Origin of the sequence: Bradyrhizobium tropiciagri (assembly GCF_018130545.1) — a bacterium.
Lineage (GTDB): Bacteria > Pseudomonadota > Alphaproteobacteria > Rhizobiales > Xanthobacteraceae > Bradyrhizobium > Bradyrhizobium tropiciagri_A.
Genome location: NZ_JAFCKF010000005.1, coordinates 220,686 through 235,902 on the forward strand (window position 1 = coordinate 220,686; position 15,217 = coordinate 235,902).

Consider the following 15,217-nt stretch of genomic DNA (forward strand, 5'->3'; position numbering starts at 1 on the left):
CATGTCCGATGCAAAACAACTGACCGCAGCCCAGCGCGCCGATCTCCGCACCATCGCCGCGATGATCGTGCCCGCCAGCGACGAGTACAAGGTGCCGGGCGCCGATGATGCCGCGATCCAGGCCGACATGCTGGCAACGCTCGGCCGCGACACCACGCTGGTCGCGCAGGCGCTGGACCACTTGGCAAAGCTTGCGGGCGGACCGCTCGCCGAGCTCGACGATTCGAGGCGCGATGCGGTGGCGCAGGAGTTTCGCAAGCTTGGCGGCGCTGCCGCGGCGACGCTCGTCCGCGTGGTGTTGCAATGCTACTACCGCGACGACCGCGTGCTGCGCTCGCTCGGGCTCGACCCGCGCGCGCCGTTTCCCAAAGGTCATGTGCTGCCGGATGGCGACTGGTCGCTGCTCGATCCGGTCAAGGCGCGTGGCGGCACGCTGCGCGGCGCATCGCGTTGAAGGGGGGACAACCATGGGGCCAACTGATCGCAGCCGCGAAGCCAAGGCGCTCCGTCGGGGTGCCGGTTCCGGATCGTCGCGTCGCGCGTTCCTGCTGGCGACCGCGGCCCTCCTCGTCACGGGCAAGGGCGTCAGCGCACGCGTGGTCACCAAGGTGCTGCCATGGCGTCCCAACGAGGCCTATCCCGTCACGCCGGTCGTCCCCGGCGGCTACCTGTTCTTCACGGCGAATGAGGCTGCCGTCGTCGAGGCCTTTGCCGAGCGTCTGATCCCCGCGGATGAGCTGGGTCCCGGCGCCAGGCAGGCTGGCGTCACGACGTTCATCGATCGCCAGCTCACCGGACCCTATGGTGGACATGATTGGCTCTACATGGAGGGGCCGTTCGCTCAAAATCCGCTGCCGACGCAGGGGCTGCAATCGGAGCTGACGCCGCGGCAGCAATACCGCAACGGGATTGCCGCGCTCGAGGCCTATTGCAAATCGAGCTTCAGTCGCAGCTTCACGGAGCTCGACGCCGGCGAGCAGGATAAATTGATTGCCGGGCTGGAAAAGGGCGAGGTTCAACTGCCGAACTTCTCCGGCAAGATGCTGTTTACGGCGATCCACACCAACACGGTCGAGGGATTCTTTGCCGATCCGATCTATGGCGGCAACCGCGACATGGTCGGCTGGAAGCTCGTTGGTTTCCCCGGCACGCGCTACGATTTCCGCGACGTGATCGACCGGCCCAACCAGGCCTACACTTTGCCGCCGGTCAGCATGCAGGGCCGCCCGGCCTGGGGAGAGCGCTGATGGTCCGTCGCCTTCCGCGCAAAGATGTCGTCATCGTCGGGCTCGGCTGGACCGGCTCGATCGTCGCCTACGAACTGGCCCGCCTCGGACTTGATGTCGTTGCATTGGAGCGCGGACCCTGGCGCGACACCGCGAGCGATTTCAACATCGGTACCGCGCCGGACGAGCTGCGCTATGCCGTGCGTCACGACATTTTCCTGCGCCCGAAGCAGGAAACGCTCACGATGCGCAACCATCCCTCGCAGACCGCGCTGCCGATCCGCAAATGGGGCAGCTTTCTGCCGGGCAATGGCGTCGGCGGCGCCGGCCTGCACTGGAACGGACAGACCTGGCGCTTCCTGCCCGACGACTTCCGGATTCGCAGCCACATGATCGAGCGCTATGGCGCCGGCATCATGCCGGAGGGCAATCAGATCCAGGACTGGCCGGTCAGCTATGACGAGCTCGAACCTCACTATGACAGGTTCGAACAGGTTGCCGGCATCTCCGGCAAGGCCGGCAATATCAAGGGCACGATCCAGCCCGGTGGCAATCCGTTCGAGGGGGCGCGCGCGCGCGAGTATCCGACGCCGCCGATGAAGCAGGGCTATGCGCAGTCGCTGTTCACCAAGGCCGCGACCGGGATGGGCCTGCACCCGTTTCCGCGGCCGTCCGGCAATATCTCGTCGGCCTACACCAATCCGTATGGCTGCAGCATGGCGCCGTGCACCTATTGCGGATTCTGCGAATGGTTCGGCTGCGCCAATTATTCGAAGTCGTCGCCACAGACCTGCGTGCTGCCGGCGCTGGTCCGGGAGCCTACCTTCGAGGCGCGTACCGACTGCGAGGTGACAAAGGTGAACCTCAGCGCCGACGGCAAGATGGCCACCGGCGTGACCTATATCGATGCCGCCGGGGAGGAGTGCGAACAGCCCGGCGATCTTGTGCTGGTGTGCGCGTTCAGCCTGTTCAATGTACGGCTGCTGCTGCTCTCCGGCATCGGCAAGCCCTACGATCCGGCAACCGGCGAGGGCGTCGTCGGACGCAATTATGCCTACCAGACCGGTTCTGGTGCCTCCGCCTTCTTCGAGGATGCGAAGTTCAATCCGTTCGCGGCGGCGGGTTCGCTCGGTGTCGCCCTCGACGACTACAACAGCGACAATTTCGATCACGGCCCGCATGGCTTCGTCGGCGGCGCCTCGATCACCTCGGCGCACACCAACGGCCGGCCGATCCGCTATCACCCGGTCCCGCCGGGAACGCCGGCCTGGGGCAGTGCCTGGAAGAAGGCGGTCAAGGACACCTACCAGCGCGTCACCTATGTCGGTGCGCAGGGCAGCGTGATGAGTTACCGCAACAACTATCTCGACCTCGATCCGACCTACAAGGATCCGCTCGGGCGGCCGTTGATGCGGATGACGTTCGACTATCAGCCGAACGAGCAGAAGATGGCGAACTGGATGGCCGAGCGCTGCCAGGAGATCGCCAAGGCGATGGGCGCCAAGACCACGCAGCTCAATCGCCTGCGGGTGCCGTGGTCGGTTGTGCCCTACCAGACCACGCACAACACCGGCGGCGCGGTGATGGGGTCCGATCCGAACACCAGCGTGCTCAATCGCTATTTGCAGTCCTGGGATGTCTCCAACGTGTTCGTGATGGGCGCGTCCGCCTTTCCGCAGAACGCCGGCTACAACCCAACCGGCACCGTCGGCGCGCTGACCTATTGGAGCCTGGAGGCGATTTTCAAATATCTGAAGTCGCCCGGCGCGCTGGTGTCGCGATGAGCACGATCACGACGCGGCTCCGCCACCTGATCCTGCTGCTGCCGCTGTTGGTCGCCGGCGGCGCGGCCGCCGGTCCGGACAATCATGTCGACATCGCGCGCGGCAAGGCGCTGGTCATCGCGGGCGACTGCATCGCTTGCCACACCGCCCCGCGCGGCGAGCGGTTCGCCGGCGGGCTCGCGCTGCAGACGCCGTTCGGCCAGATCATGGCGCCGAACATCACGCCCGACAACACGACCGGCATCGGAAGCTGGTCGGCTGACGACTTCGCGCGCGCCATGCAGGAGGGCAGGCGCCCGGACGGCGCCTATCTCTATCCGGCGTTTCCCTATCCCTACTACACCAAGGTCGCGCGCGGCGATCTCGACGCGATCTACGCCTATCTGCGCACGCTGCAGCCGGTCGAGAACCGGGTCGATCGCGACACGCTGCCGTTTCCATTCAACATCCGCCTGCTGATGAAGGGCTGGAACACGCTGTTCTTCACGCCGGGACCGTTCAAGCCGGATTCGGCGCGCTCGGCCGAATTCAACCGTGGCGCCTATCTCGTCGAAGGATTGGGCCATTGTGGCGCCTGCCATACCCCGTTCAATTCCTTCGGCGCGAGCCGCAACGACAAATATCTGGAAGGCAACCAGATCGACAATTGGACCGCGCCGAACATCACCAATGACGCGCGGGCCGGGCTCGGCAAATGGTCGGCCGACGATATCGTGCAATATCTGAAGACCGGACAGAACGGCTTCAGCCTTGCCAGTGGACCGATGAAGGACGTGGTCGAGAACTCGACCTCGAAGATGCCGGCGTCCGACCTGAAGGCGATCGCGGTCTACCTGAAGGAACGCGGCGCGGCGGGCCCGCCGGCATCGACGCCGCTGCTGGCTTCCGATCCGCGGATGCAGGCGGGAGAGGCGATCTTCGTCGACACCTGCGCGGCCTGCCATATGCGCAGCGGCGACGGCGTCGCGCATCTGTTCCCGAAGCTCGCCGGCAGCGCGGTCGCGACCCAGCAGGATCCCGCGACCCTGGTGCGGATCATCGTCGCCGGCGGCCGGGCGGCGGCGACCGACGGTGCCCCGACTTCGCCTGCGATGCCGTCGCTGGGCTATCGCCTGACCGACAGTCAGGTCGCTGATGTCGTGACCTACGTGCGCAATTCCTGGGGCAATGCCGCCGCTCCGGTGACGGAAGAGACCGTCAAGGCCTTGCGGGCGCGGGTCACCGGCGCGGCGGCGGGGGACTGATACCCTTGCAGATACCCTTGCAGGCAAGGCTGGCGGCCACCATTTGGTAAGGCCGAAGGAATCTTGCCATGTTGGATTTTACCTCAGATACCGCCGCTGACACGCCGTCAGCGGTGACGGCCGATGCTGCCCAAGATGCTGCTCAAGTCAATGATCGGGCTTTGCTGGACGCCTATTCCAATGCCGTGATCGACGTGATCGATCGCGTCGGCCCGGCTGTGGTCCGGGTCGAAACCGGGCCCAAGGTCCGCAATGCCCGCGAGCCCGGCGGGCTCGGCTCGGGCATCGTGATCTCGCCCGACGGGTTCGTGCTGACCAACAGCCATGTGGTCGGATCGTCGAAGGAGATCCGCCTGCGCGACACCGAGGGCTTCGTCACCGATGCGCATGTGCTCGGCGTCGATCCCGACACCGACCTCGCGCTGCTGCGCGCCGATGGCGCGCGCGATCTGCCCTATGCCTCGCTCGGCAACTCCAAGACCTTGCGGCGTGGCCAGCTCGTGGTCGCGATCGGCAATCCGCTCGGCTTCGAATCGACGGTCACTGCCGGCGTGGTGTCGGCGCTCGGCCGCTCGATCCGCTCGGTCAGCGGCCGCACCATCGAGGACGTGATCCAGACCGATGCGGCGCTCAACCCCGGCAATTCCGGCGGCCCGCTGGTGTCGTCGAAGGGCGAGGTGATCGGCATCAACACCGCGATCATCAACGGCGCGCAGGGCATCTGCTTTGCGGTCGCCTCCAACACCGCGCAGTTCGTGCTGTCGGAGATCATCCGCCACGGCTATGTCCGCCGCGCCTATATCGGCGTCGCCGGCCAGACCGCGCCGGTGCCGCGGCGGCATGCGGTGCTCGCCGGCGTCGAGAACAAGATGGGCGCGCTCCTGATGCAGATCGAGCCGGACAGCCCGGCGTCGCGTGCGAGCCTGTTGCCGGGCGATGTCGTAATCAAGCTCGACGGCGTCGAGATCAACGGCGTCGACGACCTGATCCGCGCACTCGATCATAGCCGGATCGACCGTACGCTATCGATGGACGTACTCCGCCTCGGCCGCCTGCGCGCGATCGATATCCATCCGATCGGAAGGAAGCCTGCGAAGTAGTAACGATGGTGCTGTTCGCCGCGCGCGTGATGCACCCTCTCCCCCTGTGGGAGAGGGTCGCTTCGCGCAGCGAAGCGGGGTGAGGGGTCTCTATCCGCGAGTTCATCCGCGGAGAGAACCCCTCATCCGGCGCTGCGCGCCACCTTCTCCCACAAGGGGAGAAGGTGAGAGGAGCTCGCGGCTCCGCTTCGCGGCACCGCCGACTCATCTGGCTGTTCGATGTGGCCGGAGCCCGCTAGCATCCCGGTGCGCATCCATCGGTTGCCAGAGGGGTGGACCATGCTCGCGATTGACCCGATGCGGATGTCATTCGTTCACGGTTTGCGTCGGAGTCTGCCCTGACCTTTACCGCCGTTTGCGAAGGACGTCAGCAGGCTTGCGTTAAGCGTAACCGGGCGCAGCGGCTGGATCGCAATCCAACAACGTGAGATTGTTCTATCATCGCCATGTGGATTGTCAGGTCGATGAATAGACGAGGCCTCTTCTTGGCATTGGGCGCGGTCACCGTGACCGCGTGGCTGGTATGCTGCTTCCTGTTCAAGCCTAGCGCATTTGAAGCAACCTTTGACGACAACCTGGCCAAATATCCTTTGGCCGCTTCGATCGCATCGCAAGATCCCAATCTCAGGGAGATATTCCTTCGTCGGACCGAAGCAGCTTTCGTTCAAGGTGGATGGGTAGCAGCCAACAAGGCACTCAGGATAAGCCTTGCCGCGGAGGTCGAAGTCTATGCCGACGATGAGCACATCAATGCGATAATCCGCGCCGAGCTGGCATTGCTCCGCGATCTCGAAAACAAGCCGCTCGCTTGCAGGGCATTTCTGTTCGCGGGCGGCATGGCCGATGAATTGCTGCAAGCGAAGCCGGACGATCAGCTTGTGTGGTCGGCGCACCAGGCCGCTTTGCAAAATGGATTCGAAAGAAGACTGAGTGGGGTCCGTTGGACGAGAGCCGATGGAAAAGAGACCGCGGATGTTATGCAATTTCTCGGTCGAGGACCGATCGCTGCACTGACGCCTGCCGAGCTGACCGCGACCGCCAGTTATCTCGACGGTGACCCGAATTTGGTCTGTAGCGCCGCGATCAAAGAAGCGTTGAATCTGACAGCTATGGATGCCGCTGACGCAGCCCGGGCCCGACGCATTCTCATAGCAAATTCAGCAAGGATCGACGTTGGCAAGGTCATGTCCAAGATATGCGCCGAACCCAATAGCGGCTGGTCCTGCTCGTAAGGCCCTCCGTCGCAGCAAGTAGCCCGCATGAGCGAAGCGATATGCGGGATGATGTTGCGACCTACGTCTCGGCCCCGGATTTCGCTTCGCTCATCCGGGCTACGCTCTCTGAGAAGCGGTCGCCTTGCGCTCGATCTCAGCCGGATCGACCGGATCCTGTCGAGGGACGTGCTGCGCCTCGGCCGCCGGCGCGATCGACATCCATCCGACCGAGCGCACGCCGGTGAAGCAGTGAGCGCTACCCGTCGGCGCATAAGCGATTCAATTGGCGTGATCGCGGGGGCATCACCAGTATGGCCACCGCCACCCCTCATAGAGATCCCAAGACGACACCAGGGGCGGCCCATATGGATCGACCCGGTCGTCTTCAGGGCGATAGCGATATCGTGGAACAACATAATAATCCCACGGAGTCGGCGTTATCACGGGCGTCGAGATCACGACCCTCGTTCGTTCATGAACGACTTGTGCCTTGCGCGCGCGGGCTTCAGCGCTGGACGTCCCGAGGGTACACAGCACCAGGGCCGCTCCGAGAGCGCATGCGACAGTCACCATCTTCATCATGCATCGGCCTCCAAGCGTGAGAGTGCAAAAGGACTCAAAGCAAGCTAATTCGCCCTTGGCTGGCGTGAATCTCCGCGTCTGGCCGCTCTCGGACTTGTCGCGTAAATTCGGAATAATAGAAGATATCGCTGAGTTGCCCGACAAGTCAAGTCGTTTCTCCGAGCGTCGGCGGCCGCCCTGCTACTTTGCATGCGGTTGTTTTCGATGTTTTGGGGCGGGCGCTTCGAATGCGAAAGCAGCGGAGCCGGGTGAGGGCGCGCGGGATGCACCTCTTCCCTTGTGGGAGAGGGTGGCGAAATCGAGCGGAGCGAGATGAAGCCGGGTGAGGGGTTCTATCCGCGAGTTTGCTTGTGGCGAGAACCCCTCATCCGGCGCTGCGCGCCACCTTCTCCCATGCAGCCTGCTCTGATGGCGTCGCGCGCGATTCGATTGGCGCGATTTGTCACTGCCCTACCTTCTGAGAAAATCTAGATTCAGCGCGCTCGCAGCGAAACAACCTTCAAACTGTGGGCAGACTGATCGGACGAAGTTCGCTCCGTCGGCTTTTTGTCGTGGCTTCGCATGATAGCCCTTTGCTCGTTCATGCAAGCCATTCCGCAACGGTCCCTCAAAGTCAAAGGACGCCTATGCAAGCATCCCGGTATACCCGTCGCGCCGCGCTGGCGCTGGCACTTGCTACCTCAACCCTCTTCCTGACGCCCGCTGCCGATGCCGAACCGTCGCCGGCCGATGCGCTGGTCGGGATCTGGGAGGCCGACGACGGCACAGTGAAGCTCGACATGTTTAAGGCTGGTTCGGAATTCCAGGCACGCATGCTCTACGGCAACGAAATCGTGGAGGCCGACAACGTCACCTTTAAGAAGGACACCAAAAATCCCGACGCCGCGCTACGTTCGCGCTCGCTCAAGAACATCGTGTTCATTACCGGTCTACGCTGGAGCGATGGTGAGTGGAGCGGCGGGACGATCTACGATGCTTCTTCCGGCCGCACCTACAACTGCAAGGCGGAGATCAACAACGGGAAAATGGGTTTGCGGGGCTATATGGGCATTCCCGCAATGGGCCAGACGCGGACGTTCCATCGGGCTCGTAGCTAACCCCTCAGAGACATCAATCGCGTAAGCGACGTCCGGGGCCGTTTCGCGACCCCGGCACATCGCGCTGGAGCTTTGGGGGCAATGGACAATCTGCTCTTTGCCGTTTTTCTCGATCCGGTCTGATCGGGATCGCCCTGTTGTGCCTTGGCGAGAAACTTCTGCCTATCGTCCCTTCCTACGCGCTGCTCGTCTCATTTGGATTGACGGTCGCTCATGATACGACGGGTCTTCTCGGCGTCGTCCTTGCCTCCACCTGTGGCTCCGTGCTCGGCGCGATCGGCTGGTATGTAGTCGGGCGACTTATCGGGCGTGAGCGTAGCGAACGGTTCGTTGCGCGTTTCGGAAAGTATGTTCTCTTGCGCCCCGCCTTCTACCAGCGGCTCATGGCGGCCTATGACGGAAAGCCGTTCCTGGTCACCGCGCTTGGTCAGGCGGTGCCCGCGGCGCGCATCTATTTGCCGTTGCCCGCTGGCGTCATCGGGTTGTCATTCTTGCCCTTCGTGCTGGCGACGACTGTCGGCGCGCTGGTCTGGAACGCGCCGCTCGTGACCCTCGGCTACCTGTTGCGCAGCGCCGGCTGAGTCGGCCCAATCCCCGCTAACGCCCTGTTTGTACTGACGTTCCAGTTCTGGCGCCGCTGGCAATGAATGGCGTGATGTGCAAGTCTATTGGCGTGCTTCGACAGTGTGTGGGCGACCCGCAACCCGTAGGTTGGTTGCACACTGTGAGAGGTTACGATGAACGATAGACGAAAAAAGACGGCGCTTGTGACCGGGGCATCTTCCGGCATGGGCAAGGAAATCGCAAAGCGCCTGATCAAGGACGGCTTCCACGTCTTTGTCGCGGCGCGACACACCGACAAGATGAACGATCTCGTGAAGCTCGGCGCCCGCGCCCTGCGCATGGATATTTCCAACGAGGCCGAGATCAAGGCGACGGTCGACACCATTCTGAATGAGGCTGGCGGCGTCGACGTGCTCGTCAACAATGCCGGGTTCGGACTCTACGGTCCCGTCGAGGAAATCGGTATCGAAGAAGCGCGCTACCAGTTCGAGGTGAACCTGTTCGGCGCGGCGCGGTTGACGCAGCTCCTGCTCCCGAGCATGCGGGCCAAGCGCTCCGGCACGATCGTCAACATCACCTCCATGGGCGGCAAGATCTATACGCTGCTCGGTGCCTGGTATCACGCGACCAAACATGCGCTCGAAGGATGGTCCGATTGCCTTCGGCTCGAACTTGCGCCCTTCGGCATCAAGGTCGTCATTGTCGAGCCCGGCCTGATCGAGACGGGGTTTGGCGATGTGGTTGCGAACGGTCTCCTGAAACGTTCGGGCTCGGGCCCGTACGCCAAGCAGACCGAAGCCGTCGCGAAATCGACCGTCGACGCTTATGGTCAGGGCCGCGGCACTGACCCAAGCGTGATCGCCAACGTCGTGTCGAAAGCCGTGAAGGCGACCAAGCCGCGCACGCGCTATGTCGCAGGCAAGTATGCCTTGCCCATGATCAAAATCCGCGAATGGTTCGGCGATCGCATGTTCGATCGCGTGATCATGAGCCAGATGCGTTAGGACGGACCATGAGCGCAGCGGCAGCAGATCGGTGCAAGGTGCCAAAAGCCTTCTGGCAGACCGTCGAGCATATCGGCGTGCCGCCAGCCGCACTGCTGAGGCAAGCGCGGCTTCCGGCCACTTTGCACCTGAGCGAACAAGCACAGGTCACGACGGCACAATACTTCACGCTGTGGCGGGCAGTGGAGGAATTGAAGCCGGAGCCGGGCCTCGGCCTCACGCTCGTTCAGCGGACGGACACGGCAGTACACCCGCCATCGAGCCTTGCCGCGTTCTATGCGCGGGACTACCGCGATGGGTTGCTCCGCATCGCGCGCTTCAAGCGTCTCTGCTCGCCCGAACAGGTCCGTGTGGCGCAAGGCAAGGAGGAATGTGCGGTCACGGTGGAATGGCCTTACGCCACCGAGCCCGAGCCCGCGATCTCAACGGACGTGACCTTTGCCTCACTCGTTGAGCTTGGGCGGCGCGGCACCGGGCAGCCGCTTGCTCCCTTGCGTGTCGAACTGATCCGTGAGCGCCCAAAGAGCGAGGTTTACCAGAAATATTTTGAATGCCCGGTTCGCTTCGGCGCGGCGCAAAACCGCCTGATTCTGAACCCGTCCGACCTTGATCGCCCGTTCCCAGGACATAATCAGGAACTTCTCGAAATCCTCACGCCGGCGCTGGCTTCAGCGCTTGGCGAGCTGCAGGCGCGCAGCTCGATCAGGGAACAGGTGAAGGTCGTTCTCAAGCGAAGCCTCGCAAGCGGACGGCCGGAGCTGTCCGACGTGGCGCGCGATCTCGGCTTGAGCGAACGCACACTGCAACGAAGGATTACCGAAGAAGGCGCGAGTTTCCGCGAACTACTTGCCGAAGCGCGGCAAGAACTCGGGCGGCAGCTTCTTCTGGACCCTTCCGCTGAGATCGACGAGGTGGCCTGTCTTCTGGGCTACCAGGATACGAGTTCTTTCTATCGCGCGTTCCGGGATCGGGAAGGCGTGACGCCGAGCCGCTGGCGGGAGTTGAGGAGCGACAAGCTTCACTAACTAGGCAATCCGAAACATCGAACATGGACGGGGCCGCCGCGCGCGGCTTCTCCATGAATGCCGGAGGCTTGCCATTACTTGGGAGCAAACAACATGAATAAAATATCAAGCCGCCGCACTCTCCTTGGCCTTGCCGCTGCTCTGATGCTGGCGATTTTAGGCCCGCTGGCGTTCGTCAAGTTCGAGTATGGCCGGGGCACGCCCTATCCGGATATTGGCTCGGACAATCCCGACGGCCTTGCGAAGCTCGAAAAGCTCATCACCCTCGATTACCCTCCGGGCAACGTGGCGGTCGCAAGCAATGGCCATGTTTATTTCAACTATCATCCGATCGCGCGCGCGGGCCGGTTCTCGCCGAACACGATGTTCGAATGGGCTGACGGCAAGATCACGCCGTTTCCGTCCGAAGAAATGCAGAAGGAGTTTCAAGGCAGTTTCGGCATGACCATCGACAACCAGAACCGCATCTGGTTGATCGAGCCCGCGAGCTTCGATTTTCAGCACACCCGCTTGTGGGCGTTTGACCTTACGACACACAAGCGTGTCGACTATTTCGAGTTCCCCGGCAGGGACGCGCAGTTCGCGCAGGATTTGCGCGTTACCGCCGACGGCAAATACATTGTGCTCGCCGACACCGGTATCATGCGATTCACGGCACCGAAGCTGATCGTCTATTCGGTCGCGGATCACACGTACCGGACCGCGCTTGGAGCGCATACGTGCACCTCGCCCGAAGACTGGTTGATGCAAACGCCGTTCGGCCCGTATCGCATGGGCTTTGGTCTCGTGAACGTAGCCGTCGGTCTTGATGGCATCGAGATCAGCCCGGATCAGCAATGGGTCTACCTCGCGGGCATGACGAATTCACATCTTTGCCGGGTGCCCCTTTCAGCCGTGCTCGATCCCACAATCGTTCCTTCGGAAATTGCCAACAAGGTCGAAGATCTCGGGCGCAAACCCCTCAGCGACGGCATCACCACAGACAAGTCGGGCGATGTCATTCTGACCGACGTCGAGCATGGCGGCCTCATGGCGTTTGATCTCAATACCAAAAAGGCCAGAACCCTTGTGCGCTCGCATGACGTGATTTGGCCCGATGGGGTCGTAACCGGGCCCGATGGCTCGCTCTATTTCACGGACAGCGCGCTGTCGGCTTACATGGGTCAGCTCGCGGGACCGCCCGAGCAGGCACGACTGGCCGCACATCGACCGTATTTCATCTACCTCCTCAAGCACTAAGCGCCGCGTGTCTGCTGCATCATCATTGGCGCTTGCCGCAAGTTCATTGGCGCGGTCGGTCACTGCCGCTTGCCGGAGCCAGCGCTAGAGCAAATGCGACGGATCAAGCACTCTTCACGGAAGGAACACCGCATGTCTGGCAAAATCTGGTTCATCACGGGCGCATCACGCGGTTTTGGCCGCATCTGGACCGAAGCCGCGCTCAAGCGGGGCGACAAGGTCGCAGCCACCGCACGAATTGCGGCAGACCTTGCCGAGCTTGCGAAGCGCTTTGGAGAGAATGTGCTGCCCATCGCGCTCGATGTAACCGATGCCCATGCGGTACGGAATGCCGTCTCGAAGGCCTACGGGCATTTCGGAAGGCTGGATGTCGTTCTCAACAACGCCGGTTATGCCTTGGTCGGCGCGATCGAGGAAGCCGACGAGACGGAGGTTCGGGCCGAGTTCGACACAAACTTCTTCGGCTCGCTCCGCGTGATCCAGGCCGCGCTCCCGATCTTGCGGCGTCAGCGCAGCGGTCACATCATCGGCGTGTCCAGCGTTGCCGGAATCGTCGCCGGTCCCATCACGGGTTTCTACAACGCTTCGAAGTTCGCGCTCGAAGCACTCCATGACAGCCTGTCACAAGAGGTCGAGCACTTCGGGATCAAGGTGACGATGCTTGAACCCGGTGCCTATGCGACAGGGTTTGCCAGCATGGCCTCGCTTAGGATCGCAACCGCGATCGAGGCTTATAGCGCGACCAGGGCGGAAGTCTTCGCGGCGGGCGCCGCAACCCCGTTCGGCGATCCAGAAGCAACGGCGGAAGCGATCCTGAAGATCGTCGATGCCGAGACCCCTCCATTGCGCTTCTTCGTTGGCACCGAAGGTCTGCCGCGCGCCCGGGCTGCCTACGCCGAACGCCTTAGGACGTGGGAAGCATGGGAGACAAGTTCGAACGCCGCGCAAGGTGAAGCACGGCAGCACAACATCGCGTCCTGATCGGTCAACGCAAGGGAGTGTTCGATATGAACGCCAGCGCTGTTGTAGATTTCCTTCAGTTCTTCCGCTCCTACGTCTCCAATCCGGGTCAGGTTTCGGCGATAGCTCCCTCGGGGCAGTCGTTGGCGCGGCTGATGACGCAGGAAATCGTGCCAGGGGCCGGGCCGGTCATCGAACTCGGACCTGGTACAGGTGTTTTCACTAAGGCGCTGCTTCAGCGCGGCGTTGCCGAGCAGGATTTGCTTCTTGTCGAGTATGGTTCCGATTTTATGCGCCTGTTGCAACAACGATTTCCGAGGGCGAAGGTGCTCTGGATGGATGCGCGGCAGCTTTCGCAGTACGAACCATTCATGGCGCCTGCCGCCGCGACCGTGAGCGGACTTCCGCTCCTGACGATGTCGCCGCGCAAGGTCATCGCCATCCTGACTGGCGCGTTCCGTCACATGCGCGAAGACGGGGCGTTCTATCAGTTCACCTACGGGCCGCGCTGCCCGGTGCCTCGCCCGATCCTGGACCGGCTCGGGTTGAAAGCCAGCCTCGTCGGGCGCACGGCACTGAATGTTCCTCCTGCCTCCGCCTATCGCATTCGGCGGCGTCCGCAACTTCCAAGGCGCGCGCTACGGCATGTTAATTGGCAATAGCGGATTGTCCGGATCTGGCCATTTCTCGGACTTGCGGCAACTTTCGCGCTCCTGTCACGGCCATCGCAGACGTCCAGCGCGCGTGGTCCGGGCGGTCTCGATTTTGCAGCGTGCGACCTGGCTCGCGATAGTCGGTTATCTCAGTGTTCTCCGGACCCGCGTCGGTTAGCCGGAGCACGACCCGGCATTGGCCATCGATACGGATCGCGTGCTTACCCGCCAAGTCGCCTTGCAATGGCATGGTGGGCGAGAATAGTCGGCCGCAGTCGCGGCGGACGCTTACGCTGTTGCATAGGCGAGCGGAGCGTTCGCGAGAATTCGGAATAATAGAATATATCGCTGAGTTGCCCGACGAGTCAAGCCGCTAGTCCGGGTGCCGGCGACCACCCAGTTACTTTGCATGGGGTTGTTTTTCGATATTTTGGGGACGCGCACCTTCGACGGATGTTCCCGATCGAGCGCAAGGCGGTGAAGCAGTGATGCTAGCCGCGCGCGGGATGCACCCTCTTCCCTTGTGGGAGAGGGTGGCGAAATCGAGCGGAGCGAGATGAAGCCGGGTGAGGGGTCTCTCTCCGCGAGTTTGCTTGCGAGGGAACCCCTGATCCGGCGCGGTAGCCGACGCTGCGCGTCGGCGTTACTTAGAAACAGCGGCCGTTGGCCGCCTATGCCACCTTCTCCCACATCCGCCTTCGCCAAGGCTTCGGCGGACATGAGGGGAGAAGGCAAGAGCGGCCCTACTGCAACGCCGCCAGCAATTCGTCGGGCTGCTCGACCATCATCATGTGGCCGGCGCCCGGCAGCACCACAGTGCGGGCGTTCGGCGTCGCGGCGGCGAGCGTCTTGCCGGCCTTGGCGGGGGTCATCATGTCGCGCTCGCCGAGGATGAAGGTCGCGGGCACCTTGACCGCGGCCGCGGCGGTCAGCCCGTTCTGATAAGCGTTGCAGGCGTTGAGGTCGTTATACAGCACGCCGGGCTTCGCCTCCTGCAGCACCCGCTGCGCGCCCTGGTGCATCCACAGGCCCGGCGCGAGGCTGCCGCCGAGCTCGGCCTTGAAGCCGAGGCCCCAGATCGAGACCATGTCGATCGCCGAGACATCATTGGCCTCGGCGGCCTTCAGGAGATCAGGGCCGACCGTCATGGTCGCAGCGGTGCCGATCAGCGCCAGGCCCGAGACCTTGTCGGGATGCCGCGCCGAGGTCTCGATCGCGATCAGCGAGCCCATCGAATGGCCGATCAGCCGGGCCTTCGATGCGCCTGAAGCCGTGATCAGCGCCGCGGTCCAGTCGGCCATCTCGGCGATCGTCGCAAGCGGCTTGCCGGCGGAGCGGCCGTGGCCGGGCAGATCAGGCGCCAGCACGGAGTAGCCGTGATGGGCGAACCAGCGGCTGTGCAAGGCCCAGGTCGAGGAATCGAAGCCGGCGCCGTGGATCATCACCACCGCAGGAAGCGCTGGATCGAACGGCTTGCCGCCGGTGGCGATGAAGGTGTCTGATCCGTTGACGGAAAGCTGCATGG

Annotated in this window: 14 protein-coding genes; 13 read left to right on the forward strand and 1 reads right to left on the reverse strand. The window is 63.0% G+C overall.

Translation table 11 applies throughout. The features are described from left to right. Window position 1: 1 nt before the first annotated feature. The 13 genes from JQ616_RS22700 to JQ616_RS22760 all read left to right on the forward strand — a co-directional run bounded on the left by JQ616_RS22700 (window position 2) and on the right by JQ616_RS22760 (window position 13,701). On the forward strand, window positions 2-454 hold the full coding sequence (locus JQ616_RS22700) for a hypothetical protein (protein WP_212018209.1): 453 nt from the start codon (window positions 2-4) through the stop codon (window positions 452-454). Window positions 455-467: 13 nt separating this feature from the next. Continuing rightward, on the forward strand, window positions 468-1,247 hold the full coding sequence (locus JQ616_RS22705; protein WP_212018211.1) for a gluconate 2-dehydrogenase subunit 3 family protein: 780 nt from the start codon (window positions 468-470) through the stop codon (window positions 1,245-1,247). Then, window positions 1,247-3,010 (forward strand): GMC family oxidoreductase, encoded by a 1,764-nt coding sequence (locus tag JQ616_RS22710; protein ID WP_212018213.1) that lies wholly within the window; start codon window positions 1,247-1,249, stop codon window positions 3,008-3,010. Before JQ616_RS22705 ends, JQ616_RS22710 begins: the two co-directional genes overlap by 1 nt. Beyond that, window positions 3,007-4,254 (forward strand): cytochrome c, encoded by a 1,248-nt coding sequence (locus JQ616_RS22715; protein ID WP_212018215.1) that lies wholly within the window; start codon window positions 3,007-3,009, stop codon window positions 4,252-4,254. The genes JQ616_RS22710 and JQ616_RS22715 overlap by 4 nt, the downstream gene beginning before the upstream one ends. Window positions 4,255-4,322: 68 nt before the next feature. After that, the gene (locus JQ616_RS22720) at window positions 4,323-5,354 is read left to right on the forward strand and encodes a S1C family serine protease (protein WP_212018217.1); all 1,032 of its coding nucleotides are present in this window, start codon (window positions 4,323-4,325) and stop codon (window positions 5,352-5,354) included. Window positions 5,355-5,839: 485 nt separating this feature from the next. Continuing rightward, a complete protein-coding gene (locus JQ616_RS22725) occupies window positions 5,840-6,586 on the forward strand; it encodes a hypothetical protein (protein WP_212018218.1) in 747 nt (248 codons plus the stop codon). Window positions 6,587-7,776: 1,190 nt separating this feature from the next. Next, window positions 7,777-8,247, forward strand: coding sequence for a DUF2147 domain-containing protein (locus JQ616_RS22730; protein WP_212018220.1), 471 nt, complete (start codon window positions 7,777-7,779; stop codon window positions 8,245-8,247). A gap of 137 nt (window positions 8,248-8,384) precedes the next feature. After that, window positions 8,385-8,828 (forward strand): DedA family protein, encoded by a 444-nt coding sequence (locus JQ616_RS22735; RefSeq protein ID WP_212018222.1) that lies wholly within the window; start codon window positions 8,385-8,387, stop codon window positions 8,826-8,828. 156 nt (window positions 8,829-8,984) lie between these two features. Next, window positions 8,985-9,815 (forward strand): oxidoreductase, encoded by an 831-nt coding sequence (locus JQ616_RS22740; RefSeq protein ID WP_212018224.1) that lies wholly within the window; start codon window positions 8,985-8,987, stop codon window positions 9,813-9,815. An 8-nt stretch (window positions 9,816-9,823) separates the two neighbouring features. Continuing rightward, entirely contained in the window at window positions 9,824-10,840 is a 1,017-nt protein-coding gene (locus tag JQ616_RS22745) for an AraC family transcriptional regulator (RefSeq protein WP_212018226.1), read from the forward strand. A 93-nt stretch (window positions 10,841-10,933) separates the two neighbouring features. After that, window positions 10,934-12,079, forward strand: coding sequence for an L-dopachrome tautomerase-related protein (locus tag JQ616_RS22750; protein WP_212018228.1), 1,146 nt, complete (start codon window positions 10,934-10,936; stop codon window positions 12,077-12,079). A gap of 132 nt (window positions 12,080-12,211) precedes the next feature. Beyond that, a complete protein-coding gene (locus tag JQ616_RS22755; protein ID WP_212019124.1) occupies window positions 12,212-13,060 on the forward strand; it encodes an SDR family NAD(P)-dependent oxidoreductase in 849 nt (282 codons plus the stop codon). 26 nt (window positions 13,061-13,086) lie between these two features. Further along, the gene (locus JQ616_RS22760; RefSeq protein ID WP_212018230.1) at window positions 13,087-13,701 is read left to right on the forward strand and encodes a class I SAM-dependent methyltransferase; all 615 of its coding nucleotides are present in this window, start codon (window positions 13,087-13,089) and stop codon (window positions 13,699-13,701) included. 734 nt (window positions 13,702-14,435) lie between these two features. Here the strand turns inward: JQ616_RS22760 and JQ616_RS22765 are convergent. Beyond that, window positions 14,436-15,215, reverse strand: a complete 780-nt coding sequence (locus JQ616_RS22765; protein ID WP_212018232.1) for an alpha/beta fold hydrolase — start codon at window positions 15,213-15,215, stop codon at window positions 14,436-14,438. Between the last annotated feature and the right edge of the window lie 2 nt (window positions 15,216-15,217).

What these genes read in the sequence shown, in the direction of transcription:
- JQ616_RS22700 (WP_212018209.1), top strand. Translation starts at nt 2, where the DNA reads ATGTCCGATGCAAAACAACTGACCGCAGCCCAGCGCGCCGATCTCCGC.
- JQ616_RS22705 (WP_212018211.1), top strand. Translation starts at nt 468, where the DNA reads ATGGGGCCAACTGATCGCAGCCGCGAAGCCAAGGCGCTCCGTCGGGGT.
- JQ616_RS22710 (WP_212018213.1), top strand. Translation starts at nt 1,247, where the DNA reads ATGGTCCGTCGCCTTCCGCGCAAAGATGTCGTCATCGTCGGGCTCGGC.
- JQ616_RS22715 (WP_212018215.1), top strand. Translation starts at nt 3,007, where the DNA reads ATGAGCACGATCACGACGCGGCTCCGCCACCTGATCCTGCTGCTGCCG.
- JQ616_RS22720 (WP_212018217.1), top strand. Translation starts at nt 4,323, where the DNA reads ATGTTGGATTTTACCTCAGATACCGCCGCTGACACGCCGTCAGCGGTG.
- JQ616_RS22730 (WP_212018220.1), top strand. Translation starts at nt 7,777, where the DNA reads ATGCAAGCATCCCGGTATACCCGTCGCGCCGCGCTGGCGCTGGCACTT.
- JQ616_RS22740 (WP_212018224.1), top strand. Translation starts at nt 8,985, where the DNA reads ATGAACGATAGACGAAAAAAGACGGCGCTTGTGACCGGGGCATCTTCC.
- JQ616_RS22745 (WP_212018226.1), top strand. Translation starts at nt 9,824, where the DNA reads ATGAGCGCAGCGGCAGCAGATCGGTGCAAGGTGCCAAAAGCCTTCTGG.
- JQ616_RS22750 (WP_212018228.1), top strand. Translation starts at nt 10,934, where the DNA reads ATGAATAAAATATCAAGCCGCCGCACTCTCCTTGGCCTTGCCGCTGCT.
- JQ616_RS22755 (WP_212019124.1), top strand. Translation starts at nt 12,212, where the DNA reads ATGTCTGGCAAAATCTGGTTCATCACGGGCGCATCACGCGGTTTTGGC.
- JQ616_RS22760 (WP_212018230.1), top strand. Translation starts at nt 13,087, where the DNA reads ATGAACGCCAGCGCTGTTGTAGATTTCCTTCAGTTCTTCCGCTCCTAC.
- JQ616_RS22765 (WP_212018232.1), bottom strand. Translation starts at nt 15,215, where the DNA reads ATGCAGCTTTCCGTCAACGGATCAGACACCTTCATCGCCACCGGCGGC.